We start from the raw sequence: 21632 nt of genomic DNA on the forward strand, positions 1-21632 counted from the left end.
TAAGTACCTTGCGCTTCCTTAGTGGTTGGTCGATGTGTACCCCCACAGTGGACTCTCACCACCTAGATAGTTGCCATGCCTGGCACACAAGAAAAAAGACGGCTTTCGCCGCCTTCTAACTGCTATGTACTTTTTCTCTGTACATTTCTTGCATTCTTTCCGTAATAAGCTCCATCACTTGCACTACTTTACAATCTTCTCGATTTCCTTCCTCGAGCGCTTCCTGCATAAGCAGCAGCAATTCTTTCTGTTCCGGAATGTTCATTTCTCTTTACCTCAATAATTAAATAGACTTATATTAAAAACCAACTATATAATACTACAAAGTTAAAATATTTTCCAACAAAAAGATAAATATACTCTTTTCTGTTAGATTCTGTAAGGACTAATAAGGGTATGGTGGAAATAGAACAAAGAGAAATGAGGGAATAACTATTGGTCTGCCTACCACAATCGAAGAACTAAATCATATTAAGGAAGAGTGCGAAAAGATGGTCTCCAAAAGAGCTTCCGCTTCGGCACTTGCAGCAGCTGTTCCTATCCTTGGAACAGACGTAGCAGCCGATGTTGCATTAATGAGAGAGCTGCTTCCAGCGATCAACCGCAGATTTGGCTTATCCAAGGAGCAAATAGAGGAGCTTGATCCGGAGGTTAAACGAGTGCTCCTCGTCTCGGTCGGCAGCGAACTTGTCGGGAAGCTGATCACGAAGCAAGTCGTCATTCAGATGCTGAAAAAAATCAGCACAAAGATTGCGGTCAAACAAGCAGTTAAGGTCGTGCCGATTCTCGGCCAGGCAGCTTCTACCGGGATCAGTTTTGCGGCTATGAAATATTTAGGAAAGGCTCATATTAATGGTTGTTATGAGATTGCCAAACAATATATTGAAAATGAACAAACCAAGCCGGTTCATTAAGGCCGGCTTGGCTTGTTCGTGAGAAATGATTAAGCCCATTTCTCCTCTGCACAAAGCATAGCAATTTTTTCCTGTAAATCATTTAAGCTGATTTCCAAATTGAGAGGAGATCTTGTTGAGAAAAACAACCTTCTTTTCTTATTATCCTTCCACATAGCTGAAAGCTCGTCAAACTCAAGGGCCTCTTCCCATACAGAATCTGGCAGTGCAATTCCTTTCGTTCTTACCGTTTTTGAATTCACCACCAATCCCATCGGTCCAAGGATTGCATCTGAAAGATCGCCGATTGATTCTGCTGATTCTATCTCATCAGGAAGTCTGAGAATGCCAAAAATGTTATAAAACTTAATGACATTGAAAATCGGTTTATAGGCTCGGCTAAGCTCTTTCATTTGATCAGAAGTCATCTCTGCCTCTTCATTAATAAGGATGCCGTCCACTTTAGCGTCTCCAAAGGATTTACATAGACCGATTAGCGCTTGTGTGATCGTCTCCAGGCGTGACTTAATGAGTTCAGTATCTGCTGACTCAATCTCTTTGCCGTACAGCTGTTGAAGAATCGTAAAGGGACCAGAAATGGTTGCGATAATTGGCAGTTCTTTTCCTTGAACTGCTACAAGCCGCTCGACTACCTCCTTAATAATAGGGACTCTCCCTCTTTCAAGAAAGTCGGCTTCATCGATCTCTCTCTCCATCGGCAAATGCTCTGCTACGACTGGCATTTCCGTATCATTCTACTGTAATTTCGCTCCAAACGCCTCCGCTTCCAGCGACGTATCAATAGGAAGAATGATGGCATCATACCCTAATAACTTTTGCGTATTAATAAGCGAAGAATACAAGGTGCTGTCATCCTGCAAAAGTGTAGGAATCGTCACCTGATCTACCTTCACTAAGTACGTGCCTGGCAATGGAAGGAAAGGGGGCCGAGTCACCGCTCGGCCTTTGAAGAACTTTTGAACTAACTCTTTTTGGTTCATAGAGGGACCCCTTTCTGATTTATTTTTTACATCCGGACAATTTCTCTTGTTGGCTCTGCATTCGGCCAGCTTCCATAGTATTCAAGCGCTTCCTCAGCCGGTTTCTTCTGTGACCATTCGGCCATGAATCCATCATAATTCTTTCCTCTTCTCAACCGGTCTTTCCTTTCAGCTGCTCTAGCATGCTCTGTTTTCTCCTCATCTACCGTATAGGTCTCAGGATCATATACGACCTTGTAGACGTTGCGTGCTGTCCAATCTGAAATCAGCTCGTCTTTTAAATCTTGAATCACGCTTTGGGGATCACGATCCAACACATCTCCGTAGCCTGCTCCGCCAACAGAGTTAGCAACAAAGATATCTCCTTTCTTTACTGCTGAAGCTGGACGAGGAGCACGATCTATCACATACTCTCCTTCGATGGAACGATTCTGTACCAATTCTGCTGTATTTGTCGGAAGGTCACTATCGCCTCTTTCCATCTTCTCGAAGTAATTGGCATTCACAATTTTATTTGTTCTAACTTGTCATTCGCTGCACCGATAAAGCCAGATACATCTTTACTTGGAGCAAAATCGTAATCGATGCGCTCTTGATAAGTATGAGCAATGTCAGCAGTTGACAACCCGAAGGCACTGAACACAGAGCTGAATGGGAATGTGTATACTTTCTTCATGCCGCTCTTTCTTGCCATGCCGCCGGAGAACAACCCGCCTCCGCCTCCAAAGGAAAACAGCTGGAAGTCTTGTATGTTCTTATCACGTTCAACAGCTAATTGATTGAGCGTATCAGCTCCAATCTGTTCAATCTTGTCAACAATTAAGGCAGCCGCTTCCTCATTGGAAATGTTAAGAGGAGCCGCAATCCATTTTTGAACAGCATTGATCGCTTTCTCTTTAGATATTTTCTTCGTGCCGCCCAAGAAGTAATCAGGATCAATAATCCCTAATACGACACATGCATCCGTCACGGTCGGCCTTGTTCCGCCAAGGTCAAAGCATGCAGGTCCTGGTACGCTCCGGCACTTTCAGGGCCCAGCTGAATCGTTCCCTCCGGCGTTACCTTCGCGATAGATCCGCCTCCGCCGCCGACTGATAGCACATGAATCAAAGGAGAATGAACAGGAATTTCAGCTATACTGGATTCTGTATCAAATGTCAGCTCTCCATTTGAAATTAACCCTACATCTGTACTCGTTCCTCCGACATCAACAGACATAATATTGTCCAACCCATACATTTTTCCGATATATCTCGTTCCCATTAATCCTGAAGCTGGCCCTGAGTTATACGTATCAAGCGCCTTCGTTTTCGCCACACGTGCTACACCGCCATTTGCATGGGCAATGAGCAATGGTTTGGTAAATCCTTTCTGTCTGACCCCTTCATCTGCTTTGTACAAATATTTCACCATGTCTGGGTGAAGGTACGCATTGACAACCGCTGCATTTGTACGGATTGCATCATTAGCATGGGAACTAATTTCACTGCCTAGCTGAATAGGCTTCGTTCCAAGATAATGCTTCGGAAAGTCTTCTTGGATGATTTTTCTGACGCGCTTTTCATTCTGTTGATTCGCATGAGAATTTCTCAAACTGACTACAAGAACCCGAGCACCTTGCTCTAATAGTTGCTTTGTCGCAAGTTTTACTTCTTCTTCATTGATCGCCTTTACTAGCTCTCCGTTTTCCGATACTTCTTCATCGACCGATACAACAAGTTCTGGTTGAATTAGGAAGTTGAGAAGAGGGTTGTCATCCTGCTGATATAAGGCTTTCTCATTTCCTTTTGTCACGATTAACCCAATTTTCGGGCCTGTTTGCTGAATGAGAGAGTTTGTTCCGACAGTAGTCGAGAGCCGAATGGTTTTTGTTTCTTTAAGGAAATCGCTTACATTTTTGAAACCAAATCGCTTTGCCCCTTCAGCAATGCAGTTATTAAAGCAGACCGTTAAATCATGCGGTGTCGTATCCACCTTTACAGCTTCAAACTGATCCCCGTATGAAAAGAATCCGTCTGTGAAAGTACCTCCCGTATCAATATCTACCGTATATTGTGCTTTTGCCATTCAAAACGCCTCCTTATAGTGTCACTTCAACATATTTAGATTTCATTTCAAAACGCGGCAATGTGGCCTCTGGCACTAACTCTACGTTAGCCTTGAACATCAGCTTTGCCCTAAGCAGATCCTCAACCTCTTTCTTTGATGCCGGCAATGCTTCTGGTGATGTCTCTTTTGCGTACTCTGCTTTTATATGCAGAGGCGGTTCTACGGCCGGTCCTTCCTGGTACAACATGATCTGGATTTCGCCGGTTGTTCGAGGATAAAGACTGCTAACCACATCCTTGATCGCTGTCGGGAAAACATTGACTCCGCGAATAATGAGCATATCGTCTGTGCGGCCTATGCAGCGAATTCTAAAACTGCTTCGCCCGCAAGAGCATTTGCCTGTTTTTACAGTGATTAAATCTCTTGTTCGGAACCTCAAGAGCGGTACACATTCTCTATCAATTGCCGTATAAACAAGTTCACCTGAGCTTCCATCTTCCATCGGCTTTACCTCTCCGCTGTCCGGGTCGATCAACTCGCAGATCACATAATCCGGGGCAACGAAATACCGTCGGGACATTCAGAAAATACAACAGGTGCCATATCCGCATTGCCCATCGCTTCGAATACACGCGCTCCCCAATCCTGTTCGATTTTTTGTCTTACTTCTGGAAGGCCGCCTCCAGGCTCTCCCCCCGTACCAATCAGCTTAATGCCTAAATCCTTTGGATCCATATCAATTGAGCGAATATAGTCAGCGAGGTAGTTAGCATAAGATGGGGTACAGAGAAGCACATCTGGTTTTAAGCTTAAAGCTGTCGTAACTAACCGCTCAGAGGCCCCTGTACCAATAGGTATGAATGTAGCTCCGAGACGTTCAATGCCATCCTTTAAAGGCAGCCCGCCAACGAAGAAGGATAAGCCCATAGCGAAGATCACTTTGTGTTCTGGCCTGACCCCAGCTGTGTAATACACTCTTGATACAATGTCTGTCCATACTTCGCTATCACGCTTAGTAATGCCTACATATGTCGGTTTTCCTGTCGTACCAGATGAGGAGTGAATTCTAATAACATCCTCCATGTCGGCACATTGATGGGAACCAAGATCAAACACATCCTTCTGACTTTCCCGGATTTCCCACTTCTCTGTAAAAGGAATCTTCGCCAAATCGTCCAATGTTTGAATATCCTCTGGTTTAAATCCTGCTTTGTCAAACTTTGCAGCATACATAGGAGAATGTCGATACACATAATCAACCTGTCTTTTTAGCTTTTCTGTTTGCAAATTCTGCAGTACCTCTTTCTCCAGCTGTTCTTCCACTCCATGTTTATAGGAGAGCATATCATTACTCACTCCTCATATTTTTAAAATATTTAGAATATTATGTACTAGTTATATTGATCTTCTCCGTAGACTACTAGGTTTCTAATCCACAAAGAATGAATGATTTTTTCCTGAAGATTTGTTTCAGACTCACAAAAAAAGAATAGGCTTGTCTCTTATAAGCGCGCATGCGCCCTAGGAGACAAACCTATTCTTCTATTGGTTGACCTTCAGCTGCTCTAACCGTAAAGCCAGTGTTAAGTTCAGCCGGACTTCGAAGTCGTTTAAATCGAATCCCGTCATATCCTGAATTCTTTCAAGCCGATATTTTAAGGTGTTTTGGTGGATAAACAATTCTTCTGCCGTCTTCTTAATATGGCCATTATGCCTTAAGTACGCTTCCAACGTTTCCTTTACTTCTTTTGCGTTTTTAAATTCATTGATCTTCTTCAAATATAAATTAGTGTATTCGCTGACGGTGGAACTATCATTTACTGACATGGAGGAGAGTAAAGTCCAGCTTCCGCATGAAGGGTAGTACCCAACGTTCTCAATGTGCTGGATATATGGCAAGGCATTTAAAATTCGTTCTGCTTGCTGGTATGAATGACAAACATCCCTCAGTGATTCTACCGATTCACCAATTCCAATTAAAACTTTCGATTCAGATTCACTTTTCAATACAGTATTCATTTGATCTTGCAATTGCTTTTGCAGCACTAGGCATACTTGTTCAATATCAAATTCTAATTCATGAGGAACAAGAACCGTAAGGGCTCCGTCTTTGTAAATGGCGCAGGAATGATTAAGTACTCTTTCAATCTTTGCAATTAATGATTTTGAATGATGATTTAAGAGCGTGTGATCCCATCCATTCTTGTTATACAGACCAACTTTCAACACACTGACTCTTGGTTCAAGAGATAATCCCAGCGTTTTAACAATATCAGCAGCTTCCTGCAGTTTTTCTTCGTTGCTATTAATTAAACAAGTAAACAGCTGCTGAATGAGATGGCGCTCAATCTCTAACCGCTTATATTCTTCTGTTCCTGCAGCAGCCATCTGAAGGGCTGCATTAAGGATGACACCGAGCTCTTTAGATATTTCTACTAGGGATTCTAAATCAATTTGTGTAAAATACCCATTCTTTTTATTAATCGCATGCAAAACTCCAATTCGCTTATTGTCTACGATCAAAGGAGCGGTAATAAGCGTTTTTGCTTGAAATAGCTTAATAAACCGCTGGCTGTAACGCGGATCGGATGGAGCATCAGCTGTGATTGATGGGGTGCCAGTTAGAAATACATTCTTCGCATTGCTATTCTCCGTAAGAGGGACTCGGTATTGCTTAATAACTGATTCCTGCCAAGAGCCAAAAGCAGGCTTTTGCAGGACGAGTTCATTTGTACCTGGCTCGTAAAGCATGATACCCGCCATTTCAGAATGAAGTAACTCCCCTACCTTCTGAACAATATCTGCGAGAATATCCTGGAATGAATACACATCAATAAGCCGGCGCAATTGGTTCATATAAGTAAGACCTTCCGCTCGTCGCTGCATAATTAAAAATAGTCGTGAATTTTCAAGAATGATGGGGACAGACTGCATAAATACATGGATTAAATTTATCTGTTCATTAGAAAAGTAATGATTTTGCTGTGGCATGACCACTAATGCACCTAAAAATTCTTTTTGTTTTGTAATTGGGAAGAAGTAAGCATCCTCTTGTTTAAATGACCTTCTTTCTCTATTTTGTTGTATGTCAAAGATCTTTTTTGTTTGTTCTGCTAACTTTCTTCTTTCTGTCTTATTCATATTGCAGCTTGCTTGGGAAATTAACTGCTTTAAACCATATCAAAAACAAAAAACTCTCCTTTTCCGCCGCCTAACAAAGTAACCGCTTCCCTAATAATCGTTTCCGTTAACATCTCCCAATCTTTAATATTGTGAAGAGTTTCTAGCGTGCTTTGGAGCAAGGTAATTTGGTTTTCGTTTAGAGTCATTTGTGAATAGGCAATCGTTCATTCCCTCCCATAAACATAATCCATCGGCCATGCATCACCCTGCTGATAAATTATAAATTACTTTCTATTCTGAAAGTTGTCAATATTTTATATCTGGTGACATCTTGAGTCACTTTTATTCTGCACGGAAATACAAAAAGAGCCAGATCTTATCCCCTGGCTCTTTAAGAATATTAGTTGAGTATATTTAATTATCTAGCAATAAACATTTGCGTGTAGTACGTGCCGTATTCGCCGCCGTTTGCGATGCCAATACCGATTTCTTTATAGCCTGGATTTAGGATGTTTGCCCGGTGTCCGGGGCTGTCCATCCAGTCCTCCATGACAGCGCTCGCACTTTGGTAGCCGGCTGCGATGTTTTCGCCTGCCAATGTATAGTCAAGACCAAATTGTTCCATCATAGCAAATGGACTGCCATATGTAGGCGAGTTGTGGTCAAAGTAATCTTTTTCCGCCATATCCTCTGACTTCTTCTGTGCTACCTTACTAATATCTTGAGCTAGCGTAAGGGCCGGAGCGCCTGCTTTCGCCCGCTCTTCATTGACGAGCTTTAAAATTTGCTGCTCAAGCTCTGAATGATTATCCACTTCCTGTGCCTGTCCGGACTGCTCAACCGTCACTTCTTCATTTTGCCCGTTTTGAGGAGAATAGTTAAGAGCATTATTAATAAAAACAGAAAGCTCTCCTCTTGTTACCGGCTTATTCGGCGAGAAGGTTGTAGCAGATGTCCCGCTAATAATCCCTGCTGCAGCAATCGAGCGGATATCCTCGGCTGCCCAGTGGCTGTCCGGCACGTCCGTAAACGACGCATTGTCAGCAATTGGCAGGTTGAAGGCCTTCACAAGCATGTGTGCCAAATCTGCACGAGTCAGTTCCCGGTTCGGATGGAACTGTTCCTCTTCAGCATAAACTCCTCGCTCCGTTAGCCCTGCTATGTACGGATAAGCTACCGTACTGCGCGGCGAAATGTCTTTAAATGCAACGCTGCCTGTCTCACTCGTGTCTACATTAACAGCACGACCAATGAAAATCGCACTTTGTGCACGGGTGGCTATCTCTGCAGACCGGAATGTACCATCTTTAAAACCAGTAACAATTCCTTTGTCAGCCAGCCCTTCAATTTGAGAATAAGCCCAATAACCACTTGAGACATCACTGAATGCATCTTCCGCATTCGCAGGCGTCGCCAGCACTCCACCGGAAAGCAGCAACGCAACAACTGCTGTGCTCATTTTTTTAGAAAGCTTCATCTTTTCCACCTTCTTTGAGAAATAATTAATTCATTGCCTTATATTTCATTATATCATATATGTTGACATTCTACCCATTACAGAACTCATAGTTTGATAAAAATGGGGTTTACTATTCTTATTTTCACTATTTATACAAAAATTAAACAAATAAATTGCTTTATTGACATGCACCTGACACATTCCTTCTATATAGTAAAAGTATCAATTATAAATCAATCCTTTCTGCATACATAGGAGGAACCAATAAATGAAAAAAAAGACTATGTCGTACGTGATGAGCGGGGCTCTATCGATCAGCATCTTAAGCCTTTCGCCGTCTATTTCTGCAGCCAGCCCTGTCGTATCAAAATCACAGACGGCTTCTTATAAGTACGGAGAGAATAACCAGATAAAGCCGATTAGAAGCTTTTCAGATATCATTCTAGAGCAAGCAGAAGACTTCGGCATTGACCCAGAAGGCAAAGACTTTGAAACGCTTGCTGGAGAAGTTCGCCAAGCTAAATTGATCCGACAGGCTGATCACTTAGGTATTGTCACATCGGGAAAAGACTTGGAGACATTGAGAGACGACATCCGGAACGCACAGCGAGCAGCAAAGGAGAAAAACGAATAATCCCCCTTACAGCTGCCATTTGGCAGCTTCTTTCTTTTTGCCTATACTAAAAAATAAGAAAGAGGTGAACGAAGTGACCGCAGTAATTCTCGTGGCAGAAGACGAATTAGCGATTAGTCAAGTATTAAAAGCCTACCTAGTAAAGGCTGGCTATGAAGTCATCCAAGCATTCGATGGTGAGGAAGCTCTTGAAAAGTTTCATGCCAGCTCGCCTGACCTTGTTCTATTAGATGTCATGATGCCAAAAGCAAATGGGTGGACAGTGCTGAAGTCTATCCGTGAAGCAGGCTCTTGTCCTGTAATCATGCTAACCGCTCTTGGAGATGTATCCTACCGGCTGGAAGGATTGAATGGCGGGGCCGACGACTACATTCCTAAGCCATTCAATGGCGAAGAGGTGCTCGCCCGAATTAAAGCTGTACTCAGACGCACCACTGGAGAGCCGACCCCTTCTGATATCAAACATTACGGGAGTTTAACAATTGACCTGCAGGCGCACCGTGTCATGCTTAAGGGTACAGAGGTTGATTTAACGCCTCGTGATTTGTCCGTCTTGCTGTTCCTTGCCTCCCATCCGAATCGAACCTTCACCCGGGAGCAATTGATTGAGCAGGTGTGGGGACACGATTATGATGGCAGCGATCGGGCTGTTGATTTATCTATCAAGAGGCTCCGCAAGTCGCTAAAAAACTGGCCGGAAAGTGAAGGAGAGATCAAAACATTACGTGGATTGGGGTATCAATTCTGTGTTTACGAAGACAACTAAACGCATTTCTTTACTGCGATATTGGACAACCCGCTATGTTGCGGCTCTCTTTCTCGGCCTGCTCATAGCAGCCGGTTTGTCCATTCTCTGGCTTCAACACGCGATGCTTGAAAACCGGCTGGAGGCCTCAGAGTTTATTGCTGAGGAGCTCGCTTATCGAATTGCAGGCGCACAGGAGGATGACCTTCTTCCGCCCTCATTCAAGAGGGATGAGCTGGAGGATCGAAAGCTATTCTCCGATACAGAGCAGCCCCCAGCCGTTTATATTATTGATGTCAGCGGACAAATTCTGTCGGCTAGCGAGCCGGGAACCTTCACATTGATGGACTCCTTCCCTGTCGCGCTTCTCAACCGGAACACCGATGTCCTGAAGCTAACAGACGAAGTACAGGGCCGCTCTCGACTCTGGATGATTAAGAAGCCGATTGAAGTGGAAGGGCTGACATTTGGCTGGGTAGTGATGGTGCAGCCTGAGAATGAGCTGGAACGCCTGAAAGAGGAATACCGTTTGCTGGCTATTCTTATTCTCAGCCTTGGCTTGCTCGGATGGGCGGTCATCTATTTGCTGTCTCTCCGCTTAGCTAAGCCAATCGGCCAGGTAGCAGAAGCTGCTAAACAGGTTGAACATGGCAACTATGACGTCCGTTTGCCTGATTATGTAAAAGAACAAGAAGTCCATGACCTCGTCCATTCCTTCAAAGAAATGGCTCAGAAGCTTGAACAGCTGGAAGCTACACGAGCCGAGCTGTTAGCCGGTGTCACCCATGAATTAAAAACACCCGTCACCTCTATCAGCGGCCTGCTGCAGGCGGTGAAGGACGAAGTAGTGACTGGAGAGGAAGCCAAAGACTTTCTTGATATTTCGCTGAAGGAAACAACTAAAATGCAGGTAATGATTAATGACCTGCTGGAGTTTAACTCCTTTTCCGCGAATGCCCTTCCGGTGACCTCTGAACAGCATGAGGCAAACGATTTAATCGAGGACATGGTCCATCAATGGAAGCTTGGTCAGGAAATGGAGGGTGTAGAGGTGGCTGTTTCCTTACTAGCACATGACCGCATACTTTCTATTGACCCTATGCGCCTTCAGCAAATTCTGGTCAATCTATTGAATAATGCCCTCCATGCCGTAAACCCTTCAACCGGAAAAATCGAAGTCGTTCTATTAGAGGAAGACAATCGGCTTCATATAGAAGTAAGGGACAATGGGTCCGGCATTCCGCTAGAGGAACAGGATCTCATTTTCGAACGCTTCTACCGGGGGGAAGGAAAGAAATATAAGGTGCGCGGCCTCGGGCTTGGTCTTCCCTTCAGCAGGCTGCTGGCTGAGGCTATGCATGGTGAACTTTTATTGAAAGAAAGCTCACCGCACGGAACGATCTTTGTCATTCGCCTGCCTCTTTTAGATCAATAAAAAAACCTGCCGGAGTGGCAGGCTTTTTTATTATGAACGCTCAAATGTTTGGCAATCCGTCTCTTCGACGGTTGATGCTTTTGTTCCTCTATGACTGACGATGAGAATTTCATCAGCTGAACATCTGTTTCCTTCTTCCCAATACACACAGTTGTTCACATCACAAATCACACCATCTAGTATATCTTTTGCCAAGTTTAAAACCTCCTCTATGATTATTCTCAGATGTCAACACAAGACTTATTTCGGGTCATGTGGAGGGGTACCATGAATGTATGGCGGTGCTGGCTCCAGCTTCGGCTTTTCGCCGTAAATCACCGGCATATCCTCGTATTCAAATTGAGCTCCATCCGGCGCTGTGCCGCTTGCCCAGCTGCCAGTCGCGCTTTCTGCACCTTCAGAGAAGTTGTACAACTTATGGGAGAACTCTGTTGCTTCGTATTCAGGAGGCACAGAAGCAGGTGCAACGACGCCTTCTTTCTCTTCCAGCTCTTTAATTGCTGCAATCCACTGGTTCTGATGCATGGTATCGCGCGCCAGCAGGAAGGAAAGCATTTCTTTCACACCACGGTCATCAGTCATTTCATACAAGCGAGCTACTTGCAGTCTTCCTTGTGACTCCGCATTCAAGTTCGCACGGAAGTCTGCCAGCAAGTTGCCGCTTGCGATAATATAACCGGCATTCCACGGCACACCTGTGCTATCCTTCGGCACAGCACCAAGTCCAGAAACAATCGCATGCTGTGGATTCATACCGCCCATGATTGCCCCGATCACTGGATCCTTGGAGGCTTTCTCCTGCTCATTCACCGGTGCGCGGTCAAGCAGACGAGCAATCATTGTTGCGATCATTTCAATGTGTCCAAGCTCTTCCGTGCCTGTGTCCATAATTAAATCTTTATATTTTTCATTCCCTCTTGTGTTCCAGCCTTGGAATAAGTATTGCATGGCAACAGAGATTTCTCCGAATTGCCCGCCAAGAATTTCCTGCAGCTGTTTCGCATATACCGGATCCGGCTTATCAGGCTTTGCATGGAATTGAAGCTCTTTCTTATGGAAAAACATAACATACCACCTTCGCATGGTAGATATTTTTTACATTGGTGTTAAGTATTTCTTCATCTGAAAACCTAGTATGTTAATTCCACACTTCCCCATTTTTAAACAAATATTTTTCGAGAATTAAATAAATATATGCCTTATCTCTTAATCTAGCCATATACTGTACGCACAGTGTTAGTTCTTTTAGAAACGACAAAAAGCCTGCTTTGAGATGTCTTTAATTACAGCTCCTCAAGGCAGGTCAAGACAATGCAGTTATTCTTGTGTTTGTGTCGCCACTCTGAAAAAACAAACGACCCCGCAGAGGAAAATCCTTCTCCGGGGTCGTCCGTGTTTCAAGTTAGACGTGAACAGGTTCTTTATGATGAAGCGGCGGTGCAACTAACCAGCCTTTATCTTTATTCAATTGCAGCAGACGTACACCAAGCGCTGCCTTCTGAGTGTGGAACTGCAGGAACATAGCAGCAATATCCTCGCGAATACATTGGCCGATGATCTGGCTGCAGGCGGTTAATGCTGTCGCATTGTTGCTGGAAATAATCGCAGCCACGTCAGCATCCTGGTAGCGTGCACCTGCTGGAATTGTATTTACATCTGCCTCGGGACGGTCCATAGGGCCAGGAGGCAAGCCGATGCCATTCTCTTTCAGCAGCTCTTCCAATTGCTTTGCTTCTGAACGGCCTTGCTCAATCATATCCTGGACCAGCTTTCTCAAATGCGTATCTCCTGAATGATTAAGCAGGACCTGGTAAGTGCTCACCGCTGTGTTCGCTACATGCAGTGCTGACCATACAGAGAACACTTCACCGTAATGCATTGGTTCATTCTTTGGATTTCCGCTTAAGATACCCATTGTAGTCCCCCTATTTCGCTCATTGATTTTGTGTGCCTTGCACACATTTATATCATGACCGAAAACGAGAACCGTATGTGCTTTCTTTCGTTTTAACAGATGATGACAAATCAGTAATCACAGTATGAGGAGGAATTCTGTTTTATGAGCGATCCTTCTTGCTTTATGAGCGATCCCCATTTTTTATGAGCGATTATCTCTGCTTTATGAGCGATTATTTTCCATAAATGAGCGATTTCACTCTTTATATGTAAAAAAACGCCGCCCAAAAAGGACGGCGCTTCTCCGCATTAATGCATGGATGGATTGTTTCCAGCTGGTGCATACGATTGCATCATCATTTGTGCATCTTGCTGCGGAAGCTGAGGTACTTGGTAATAATGATGTTTGTTCTGATAAATAGAAAGCTCGTACGCCATCTCAATACAGTTCGGGATGGAGTCAGCCAGCACACGGCGAACCACTGGGTTGGTCGCTTCAAGTGCAGCTGCTGTCTTCATCGCAGCCATAGACTTAACCGCACCAAGCAACGCACCGGAAATATAGGCGTCATTAATTTCCGAAGCGGATTGCATCGGCTTCTTCGGCTGCGATTGCTTTAAGCCATATACAAAGTCGTTATCCTGCTTCATGTTATAGCTCTTTGTTGGCACTGCCGGATCTTTCCCGGACTGGAAGCAATCAAGCGTCGTATTGTATTCCTGCTGCATGAACTGATACTGACGGTCGAGAATATCAAGCAATTCCTGATCTTGCACATGAGAACGAAGCATTGTGTACTGGTCCATCGCACCTATCGCACCAGACAGCACTTCATGGACATCCAGCACCTCGTGTGCTCCGTGGTTCAACTGCTGTGGTACAGCCCCTGTATGCATATTAATATGAGTTTGTTCATTTTGTTGATTCATCAACTGACATCCCTCCTGCGATTGAGTGGTACGCCGTTAGTTTAACTCGGAAGAAGTGTTTTATACGCTTGCTTTTTTATGGAAATCCTCACCATATATACCGCTCGAACTTCCTGTTTTGCAGGAATATTTTCATTCCGAGGATTCAAACTATCGAAGAGGGGGTGAAGAAATGGAACACGCAAGAGCGTTACTGATCAAGTTCGTGATGGTGACAGCGGCCGTATGGCTTGTTCTTGGCCTCTTCTACGGTGCAGACTTTGGTGAAATATTAACCATCAGCATCCTGCTGACGATCGCTGCTTATTTAATCGGTGACTTATTCATTTTGCCGCGGTACGGAAACCTCTCCGCGACTGTAGCTGATTTCGGCCTCGCTTATATAGGAATTTGGCTGATCGGCTCCATGATTATTAATGAAAACATTTCCCTAGGCTGGGCAAGCTTCTGGACGGCAGCCGTAATTGCCATTGCTGAATACTTCTTCCATAGCTACCTCGCCAGTCAGGGCCACAACGAAGAAAATGATCAACGTACAGTTCGCACGGAACCTGCTTATACAACCGAAATGGCAGAAGAAACGGATATTCATAAAGAAGATAGATAAAAGCCGGTGGCCGTTATGGCCCCGGCTTATTTTATGTAATCATCTTGCCCATAATGATTTGTTTCTTGAATCCATATTTGGTCATTTAAGTATTTTTCTTGGAGCAATGTAAAGGAAGGGGAAAGTTACACAGTCAGTTAGTTGAAAAGCTGACGGAGAAAGAACACCAGCAGCTGCTAACCATTTACCGGAAACTGAACAGCTAATCGCACCTCGCCTGAGAGCCGTTAAATTTATCGGCTCTTTCCTCATTTCTCTGGACAACCCTTCATACGATAGTAGAAACAGTTAGTGAAATGAGGGGTTGTATGCAAAGCTGGATCATTGAAGTAATGGGAGAATTCGGCTATGCCGGTGTGTTTCTGCTAATCGCACTTGAAAATATCTTTCCGCCCATTCCGTCAGAAGTCATTTTGGCCTTCGGCGGTGCAATGACGACTTTCACACCCTTGACCGTATTAGGTGTCGTCTTATCCGCCACTGCCGGGTCGCTTGCAGGAGCAGTGATCCTCTATAAAGTCGGTACTCTGCTCGATGTTCACACCGTGGAAAAAGCGGTCAGCCGCTGGGGACACCTTCTTCGTTTAAGCAAGAAGGATGTAGAGTATGCTCAGCGCTGGTTCGACCGCTATGGATACTGGACGGTGCTCATCTGCCGGGTCATTCCATTCATACGAAGCTTAATCTCTATTCCAGCCGGGATGGCACGGATGAAAATGCCGCTTTTTCTTCTTTTTACAGCGGTCGGCACATTAATCTGGAATTTTCTCATCGTTTTCACCGGCGCTGTTTTTGGAGAGTCCTGGTCAGATATTCTTCGCTTCCTCCACATGTATGCCATGCTCGTTTATATCGGAATCGGCGCAGGATTTCTCGCTTTCATCATCATCATTTTTAAGAAAAGACAGCAATAGCCCGCATTCTCTGCGGGCTGTTTGTTTTTATACATTCAAGCACTTTCTTTCCGTGATAGCCATATCCAGGCAACAGCTGCAAAAACAGCAGCTAAATAAACCGGTAAATACTTCATGCCGACCGCCTGTCCCATCCATAGGAAACCGATGACACCAATCAGTTCTGAAAGAATCACCCCCGCTATGAAACCTGCGGCTAGTGCGAGTAAAGTAACTAAAAGTGTTCTCATCGGCTTTTCTCCCCCCATCTCCACAGCTGAAGGGAAGCCTTGAATAGATGAACCGACAGCCAAACCATGATTACTCCAATAACTGGATGAGCCGCGGCGGCAAAAGGAAGAATCACTCTTGCATTTGCGGTAAAGTACATAATAAAGATGAGCAGTACGAGCGCTGCCGTTCGCCAACGAAAAGATCCCGGCAATTTGCCAAAAATCGAAGCAAGCAGCATGATGATGGGCAGCCATTCAAATAAATGAACAAAAATAACATGCTTCGACCAATGGACGGGATGAACGAAAATGGCCATGCCCGCAAAGAAAAACTGAATAAATAAACAGCTAAGCAAAGCTGCCGCTAATAGCGCATAAAGACGCCCAGCCAATCGATTGGGTTTTGCTGTTGATCGTGTCTCCATAAAAATTCCTCCCTGATGAATGTCTTTATCAGGATGATACAATCTCCTTCTAAACTCTCCATTATAAACTTCTTAATAATTTCTTAAATTCCGCCAGCAATAAAAGAGCCGCCAAGCATTGGGTGCTCAGCGGCTGGCGCCTGTTCGTCCCTGAAAGCGGTAGCCCGCTCCCCAAACTGTTTCAATATATAAAGGATTAGACGGATCAGCTTCTATTTTTTCACGGATTTTACGAATGTGGACGGTAACAGTCGTTGTATCCCCTGCCGCATCCAACCCCCAAATATGTTCAAATAAATGCTCCTTGCTGAATACTTGATTCGGATGGGAAGCAAGAAAAGTAAGCAGATCAAATTCTTTCACCGTGAAGGAGATCTCTTTCCCATTTAGCAGCACCCGGCGAAAAGATGGATTGATCGAAAGAGCGCCTGCTCGTATCTCTTCAGCAGGTGCTTCCCGGCTGACTAGCCGAGTATACCGAGCAAGATGTGCTTTCACCCTAGCCACTAGCTCCCCTGGGCTGAACGGCTTTACTATGTAGTCATCTGCTCCGAGTCCAAGACCTCTGATCTTATCAATTTCTTCCTCTTTCGCTGTCACCATCAAACGGCTCTGCCAAGGCCTTCTTAAGCCCTTTACTTCCATCTGTCTCAACCTCTGCAGCATACCCGTTAATTTCAAGATAGTCCCTTTCTAACTCCGCGATGCTTTGGTCATCTTCAATAATTAATATGCGGCTCATACTGTCACTTCCTTTTCAAGGTAAAGAAGAGGCTGGTGCCTATTCCCTGTTCACTTTCGGCCCAGACTTGTCCTCCATGCTCTTCAATAATGCACTTCACGATAGCCAATCCTAATCCGCTCCCCCCTGTAGCAGAGCTTCTTGCTTCGTCCTCTCGGTAAAAGTGGTCAAATACATACGGCAACGCCTCTCCTGCGATCCCTCGCCCGTTGTCACGAATTTCAACTGTTACCCACTGCGGATCTGCAGATAAACAGATAGAAAGGTGTTTATCCTGCTTATTCATATGCTTTATACTATTACTAATTATGTTAGTGATCGCCCGTTTCAGCTGCTTTCGATCCACAAGCGCTTCATAATTCTCTCCCTCTTCTGCCTGTACAGAGACCGTGATATCTTCTTGTTTAAAATCCATTTCCCATTCCTTCAGGAAGCTTCGCATGTATGTGTAGAGGTCAAGCCGCTCAAACGTAAATGGCACCTGCTTCAAATCCAACTTCGAATAAAGAAACAATTCATCAATTAACCTTTCCATGTCATAGGCTTTCGTATAGATTGTTTGTAAATATTTGTTCCGCTTTTCCGGCGTATTCGCTACTCCATCTTGAATGCCTTCTACATACCCCTTTATGGAAGTAACAGGCGTTTTCAAATCGTGCGAAATGCTGGCCAGCAGCTCCCTCCGGCTTTTCTCATATTTTGTTCTCAACTCATCGGCTTCTTTTAGCTTTTTCCTCATCTCTTCAAAAGCACGGGCCAGCTCCCCTATTTCATCCTTTCCTGCAGCATCGATCTGGAAATCCAAATCACCCTCGCTTATTCGCCTCGCGCTTTGTCTCAGCTTTTCTACAGGATGAATAATGCTTCTTGAGACGAGATAGGTCAATAAGCTATTGGTAATGACCAGTACCAGCAAGAATAAGAATAGGCGCACTGTCATAAAGGTTCTCACTTCTGTAGCATCCGGCTCTCTGCCAAGCAGGGAGAAGAGCAAAAGCCCGAGTACTCCTTCTATAATTATAATGGCTGCAGCCGGCACAATAACCATTGCTACATTAGATAAAAGCAATCGCTTACGAATCGACATATTCTCACCATCTTTTACCTTTCACTTATGTTCCTTCCATTGTAATGGAGAAAACTTGCTTCTTCCTTAAAGAATTCTTATGTATTTCTTAAATTCCTCTTATGTGCACGAAAACACGCAGGAAAGGAATTCCTGCGTGTTTCGCCTGAACTATGAACTTAGTGAAAGGAATTCATTTCTCACATCCTGGTTAAACTCTTCTGACGGTCCGTTGAATATGACCTTCCCTTTGTTCAAAATATACACATGGTCAGCCAGATCAGCCGCCATCGAAAGATTTTGCTCAACAAGCAGCATCGGCAATCCATCTTCCTTCAGACGCTTAATAATCTTAACGACTTCCCTTACCATGAGCGGAGATAATCCTTCAGAGGGCTCATCCAAGAGCAGGATATCCGGATTCGTCATCAGTGCCCGGCCGATCGAAAGCATTTGCTGCTCCCCACCGCTCAAATTCCCGCCCATAGATGTATGGCGTTCTTTGAGCCGTGGGAACATATCATAAATTCTTTCTAAATCCCAGCCATCCGGTATCGGCCGATGGGTCGTCGTTAAGTTTTCCTTCACTGTTAAATTCGAAAAGATTCTTCGGCCCTGCGGAACGAGTCCCACGCCAGCCTTAGAGATTTGGTAGCTTGGCTTGCCTTGTATCTCTGTGCCATTCAGCGTGATCGTCCCTTGCTTCGGCGGAACAAAGCCCATAATAGAATGAAGCGTCGTTGTCTTCCCCATGCCGTTCCGCCCCAGCAAAGCTGAGACCGAGCCTTTCCTGACATCTAAAGACACGCCATGCAAGATATGGCTTTCTCCGTAATACGCGTGGACATCTCTTACTTCTAGCATGTTGCCTCATCCCCGCTTCCGATATAAATTTCATTGACCCGCTTATCCATTCGCACTTGTTCAGGGCGTCCTTCTACCAGCACTCCTCCATCATACAGAACGACCATGCGATCAGATAAACCAAACACAATGTCCAAGTCATGCTCAATAATCATCAGCGTCAAGTCTCTTGGAAGCTTGTGCAGGAGGTCCACGATGTAGTCTGTTTCTGACTGAGACATACCTGCCGTCGGTTCATCCAAAAGCAGAATAGACGGCTCTGTTGCTACACCCAGCAAAATCTCAATCTGCCGCTGCTCCCCATAAGACAAATTCTTTACGACAATATCGCGTTGGTGGTATAGCCCCCACTTGTTCATCAATTCATCAGCTTCCTCATATAAGCCCGGATATTTCCTGGCACCTCTCGGTTTGTACCAGACTCTCCCTAATCCCCGCTTTCTTTGAAGCACAAGCAGCAAATTATCCAGCACTGTCAGCTCGTTGAGCAGGTTGTTTTTCTGGAAGGTGCGTACAATACCATTCCGGGCTCGCTTATAATTCGGCTGCTTCGTAATATTCTCCTCGTAATGATAAATTTCACCGGTAGATGGCGCAAGGTCCCCTGTTAATAAATTAAAGAACGTTGTCTTCCCCGCTCCATTCGGCCCAATGATACCGATGCGCTCTCCTTTTTTAACTTCAAGGGAGATATCCTTTAAGATATGCAGCCCTCCGAAGCTCTTTCCGACACTGCTGATAGTTAGAATATTGTCCATGCTCACTTCATTCACCTCTATTCCGTTAGGCTGCACGCGATTTTTTCTTTTCGTATACTGGCTTTTTCTTCACAGCATTCTTGTATAAGCTTTGCCCGATACCGACAATTCCTTTTGGGAAAAAGACAACGAACGTAATAAAGACGAGGCCTAAAACAAGCATCCACTGATCCACATAGGAGCTGACAATGGTCTCAAGAACCACGATCAAAGCGGCTCCCAGCACAGGCCCAAGCATTGTGCCTGCTCCGCCGACTAATACCATAATTAGAGCCGTCCCAGACATTGTCCAATATACGTCGCTTGGAGCGATAAATCCGTTGAAATACGTATACAGCGCGCCGGATACACCCCCGAAAATGCCTGCCAGAATGAAAGCCGAGTATTTATAGAAGCCTGTGTTGTACCCCATTGATTTAACCCTTGTTTCATTCTCGCGGATGCCGACAAGAACTTGACCGTATGGAGACTTTACAATCATGCGAAGAACCGCATAGGATACGAAGAATACCGCAAGAACTAGATAGAAGATAAGAACCGGGTTACCGAAGATAAAGGACCCCATTTCAGGCCGAGGGATGCCTGATAATCCGTTAGAACCGCCGGTTAAATTCGTCGACTGGTGAATAAAAGAGTAAATCATTTGGGAGAACGCCAGTGTAAGCATTAAGAAGTAGAAGCCGCTTACCTTGATACAAAACATGCCAATCACTGCCGCTAAGAGAAAAGATCCCGCTACAGCGAGCCCTAATGTAACAAACATATCCGCCGATACATTTTGTGCGACCACGGCAGCTGTGTAAGCACCTACACCAAAGAAAGCGGCATGTCCTAAGGAGACAAGCCCTGTAAAGCCTACAAGAACATTTAAGCTTAAAGCAAAAATAGCTAAGATAAGAATCTCAGATAGTAAGTTCAAGTGAAACAGAGACAAAACAAACGGAGCGGCTGCCAGCGCAACAAAAGAGACAAGAAACTGAACATAGGTGTTTCTCATGAATGGGCCACCTGCTTTCCTAACAGTCCATTTGGTTTTGCCACAAGAATAACTGCCATAAGGCCGAATACTAAGAACATGCTAAGCTCAGGAACTAAGAAGCGGCTGAAGGTTTCAACCAATCCAACCAGTATGCTCGCTACTAAAGTGCCACTAATAGAGCCCAGTCCGCCAATTACAAGAACAACAAGTGCAAGAATTAACGTCTCAAATTCCATGCTTGGGTAAATGCCAAGTACTGGTGCCGCAATCACGCCGCCGAAACCAGCTAACAGTCCCCCAATCACAAATACAGTCGTAAAAACAAGCTTGATATTTACACCTAAACCGCCGATCATTTCTTTGTCACTTAATCCTGCACGGATAATGGCTCCCCATTTCGTCTTCTCCTGAACAAACCATAATAGGATAGCGATCACAAGACCAATAGCGATCACAGCCAGCCGGTAAACAGGAAAGGTTTGGCCGAAGATGGCAAACGAACCGGCAAGAGCAGTTGGAACCGTAATGGATAAGACGTTCGATCCCCAGATGAAGGAGGCTATATCATGAAAGACGTAGGCCAACCCAAAGGTCAGCAATACCTGTGACAGATGCCCTAAATGATAGGTGGGGCGGAGCAAAACGCGCTCCACCACCAAAGCAATCAGGGCAACAATGATCGGGGCAACGATTAACGCGGTCCAAAAGCTTTGTGTGTATGTCGCTGTCAGTGAATAGGCAATGTAAGCTCCAAACATGTAGAGAGATCCGTGAGCAAGATTAAGCACGCCCAAAATCCCAAAAATAAGAGAGAGTCCACAGGTGATGATAAACAAGAGCAAACCGTAAGACAAACCATTCACTAGTTGCGCGCCAAGAATATCCACGTTCATTCCCCTT

General features: G+C 44.7%; 23 protein-coding genes and 3 pseudogenes. 6 read left to right on the forward strand and 20 right to left on the reverse strand.

Going from position 1 to position 21632, the window contains the following annotated elements; genetic code table 11:
- Positions 1–115: 115 nt before the first annotated feature.
- Complete coding sequence (locus tag QY97_RS20540; RefSeq protein WP_156994638.1) at positions 116–265, reverse strand: hypothetical protein; 150 nt, start codon at positions 263–265, stop codon at positions 116–118.
- 226 nt (positions 266–491) lie between these two features.
- Here QY97_RS20540 and QY97_RS14885 point away from each other — a divergent pair, with 226 nt between their 5' ends.
- Positions 492–914, forward strand: coding sequence for a hypothetical protein (locus QY97_RS14885; protein ID WP_052728988.1), 423 nt, complete (start codon positions 492–494; stop codon positions 912–914).
- 29 nt (positions 915–943) lie between these two features.
- Here QY97_RS14885 and QY97_RS14890 read toward each other — a convergent pair.
- From QY97_RS14890 to QY97_RS19655, 7 genes and pseudogenes are all read right to left on the reverse strand, one after another.
- Positions 944–1894 (reverse strand): annotated as a pseudogene (locus QY97_RS14890) (uroporphyrinogen decarboxylase family protein).
- Positions 1895–1920: 26 nt separating this feature from the next.
- Positions 1921–2400 carry a hypothetical protein gene (locus tag QY97_RS14900; protein ID WP_039236145.1) on the reverse strand — a complete coding sequence of 160 codons (480 nt, stop codon included), beginning with the start codon at positions 2398–2400 and terminating at the stop codon, positions 1921–1923.
- Positions 2397–3961: pseudogene (locus QY97_RS14910) on the reverse strand (hydantoinase/oxoprolinase family protein). Before QY97_RS14910 ends, QY97_RS14900 begins: the two are co-directional and overlap by 4 nt.
- A gap of 13 nt (positions 3962–3974) precedes the next feature.
- Positions 3975–4445, reverse strand: coding sequence for a phenylacetate--CoA ligase family protein (locus QY97_RS20720; protein ID WP_052728989.1), 471 nt, complete (start codon positions 4443–4445; stop codon positions 3975–3977).
- A gap of 41 nt (positions 4446–4486) precedes the next feature.
- Positions 4487–5299 (reverse strand): phenylacetate--CoA ligase family protein, encoded by an 813-nt coding sequence (locus QY97_RS20725; RefSeq protein ID WP_198402941.1) that lies wholly within the window; start codon positions 5297–5299, stop codon positions 4487–4489.
- 186 nt (positions 5300–5485) lie between these two features.
- A complete protein-coding gene (locus QY97_RS14920) occupies positions 5486–7084 on the reverse strand; it encodes a helix-turn-helix domain-containing protein (protein ID WP_039236153.1) in 1599 nt (532 codons plus the stop codon).
- 400 nt (positions 7085–7484) lie between these two features.
- The gene (locus QY97_RS19655; protein ID WP_052725841.1) at positions 7485–8543 is read right to left on the reverse strand and encodes an S-layer homology domain-containing protein; all 1059 of its coding nucleotides are present in this window, start codon (positions 8541–8543) and stop codon (positions 7485–7487) included.
- Positions 8544–8793: 250 nt separating this feature from the next.
- On the opposite strand from QY97_RS19655, the gene QY97_RS14930 reads away from it, so the two are divergent.
- From QY97_RS14930 to QY97_RS14940, 3 genes are all read left to right on the forward strand, one after another.
- Positions 8794–9159 carry a hypothetical protein gene (locus QY97_RS14930; RefSeq protein WP_039236156.1) on the forward strand — a complete coding sequence of 122 codons (366 nt, stop codon included), beginning with the start codon at positions 8794–8796 and terminating at the stop codon, positions 9157–9159.
- 73 nt (positions 9160–9232) lie between these two features.
- Positions 9233–9925, forward strand: a complete 693-nt coding sequence (locus QY97_RS14935) for a response regulator transcription factor (protein ID WP_039236210.1) — start codon at positions 9233–9235, stop codon at positions 9923–9925.
- Positions 9906–11339, forward strand: a complete 1434-nt coding sequence (locus tag QY97_RS14940; RefSeq protein ID WP_039236159.1) for a HAMP domain-containing sensor histidine kinase — start codon at positions 9906–9908, stop codon at positions 11337–11339. Before QY97_RS14935 ends, QY97_RS14940 begins: the two co-directional genes overlap by 20 nt.
- A gap of 30 nt (positions 11340–11369) precedes the next feature.
- On the opposite strand, the gene QY97_RS20065 is transcribed toward QY97_RS14940, so the two are convergent.
- From QY97_RS20065 to QY97_RS14955, 4 genes are all read right to left on the reverse strand, one after another.
- Entirely contained in the window at positions 11370–11534 is a 165-nt protein-coding gene (locus QY97_RS20065; RefSeq protein WP_082090077.1) for a DUF1540 domain-containing protein, read from the reverse strand.
- A gap of 45 nt (positions 11535–11579) precedes the next feature.
- Entirely contained in the window at positions 11580–12404 is an 825-nt protein-coding gene (locus QY97_RS14945; protein ID WP_039236163.1) for a manganese catalase family protein, read from the reverse strand.
- 337 nt (positions 12405–12741) lie between these two features.
- Positions 12742–13254: a DUF3231 family protein gene (locus tag QY97_RS14950; protein WP_039236166.1), complete on the reverse strand. Its 513-nt coding sequence runs from the start codon at positions 13252–13254 to the stop codon at positions 12742–12744.
- A 290-nt stretch (positions 13255–13544) separates the two neighbouring features.
- Positions 13545–14165 (reverse strand): spore coat protein, encoded by a 621-nt coding sequence (locus QY97_RS14955; RefSeq protein ID WP_039236213.1) that lies wholly within the window; start codon positions 14163–14165, stop codon positions 13545–13547.
- A 172-nt stretch (positions 14166–14337) separates the two neighbouring features.
- Here QY97_RS14955 and QY97_RS14960 point away from each other — a divergent pair, with 172 nt between their 5' ends.
- Together QY97_RS14960 and QY97_RS14965 are read left to right on the forward strand one after the other, a co-directional pair.
- Positions 14338–14772: a YndM family protein gene (locus QY97_RS14960; protein ID WP_039236168.1), complete on the forward strand. Its 435-nt coding sequence runs from the start codon at positions 14338–14340 to the stop codon at positions 14770–14772.
- Positions 14773–15080: 308 nt separating this feature from the next.
- Positions 15081–15686, forward strand: coding sequence for a DedA family protein (locus tag QY97_RS14965; protein ID WP_039236170.1), 606 nt, complete (start codon positions 15081–15083; stop codon positions 15684–15686).
- Positions 15687–15721: 35 nt separating this feature from the next.
- On the opposite strand, the gene QY97_RS14970 is transcribed toward QY97_RS14965, so the two are convergent.
- From QY97_RS14970 to QY97_RS15005, 8 genes and pseudogenes are all read right to left on the reverse strand, one after another.
- On the reverse strand, positions 15722–15916 hold the full coding sequence (locus tag QY97_RS14970) for a DUF5957 family protein (protein ID WP_039236173.1): 195 nt from the start codon (positions 15914–15916) through the stop codon (positions 15722–15724).
- A complete protein-coding gene (locus QY97_RS14975; RefSeq protein WP_046128771.1) occupies positions 15913–16323 on the reverse strand; it encodes a DUF6220 domain-containing protein in 411 nt (136 codons plus the stop codon). The genes QY97_RS14970 and QY97_RS14975 overlap by 4 nt, the downstream gene beginning before the upstream one ends.
- 126 nt (positions 16324–16449) lie before the next feature.
- Positions 16450–17065: pseudogene (locus tag QY97_RS14980) on the reverse strand (response regulator transcription factor).
- A gap of 4 nt (positions 17066–17069) precedes the next feature.
- Positions 17070–18152 carry a sensor histidine kinase gene (locus tag QY97_RS14985; RefSeq protein ID WP_039236176.1) on the reverse strand — a complete coding sequence of 361 codons (1083 nt, stop codon included), beginning with the start codon at positions 18150–18152 and terminating at the stop codon, positions 17070–17072.
- A 150-nt stretch (positions 18153–18302) separates the two neighbouring features.
- The gene (locus QY97_RS14990) at positions 18303–18995 is read right to left on the reverse strand and encodes an ABC transporter ATP-binding protein (protein WP_039236179.1); all 693 of its coding nucleotides are present in this window, start codon (positions 18993–18995) and stop codon (positions 18303–18305) included.
- Positions 18989–19789 (reverse strand): ABC transporter ATP-binding protein, encoded by an 801-nt coding sequence (locus tag QY97_RS14995; protein ID WP_332370329.1) that lies wholly within the window; start codon positions 19787–19789, stop codon positions 18989–18991. Before QY97_RS14995 ends, QY97_RS14990 begins: the two co-directional genes overlap by 7 nt.
- Positions 19779–20750: a branched-chain amino acid ABC transporter permease gene (locus tag QY97_RS15000; protein ID WP_039236182.1), complete on the reverse strand. Its 972-nt coding sequence runs from the start codon at positions 20748–20750 to the stop codon at positions 19779–19781. Before QY97_RS15000 ends, QY97_RS14995 begins: the two co-directional genes overlap by 11 nt.
- Entirely contained in the window at positions 20747–21619 is an 873-nt protein-coding gene (locus QY97_RS15005; protein WP_039236184.1) for a branched-chain amino acid ABC transporter permease, read from the reverse strand. The genes QY97_RS15000 and QY97_RS15005 overlap by 4 nt, the downstream gene beginning before the upstream one ends.
- Between the last annotated feature and the right edge of the window lie 13 nt (positions 21620–21632).

This window comes from Bacillus thermotolerans (assembly GCF_000812025.2).
GTDB classification, from domain to species: domain Bacteria; phylum Bacillota; class Bacilli; order Bacillales; family Domibacillaceae; genus Quasibacillus; species Quasibacillus thermotolerans.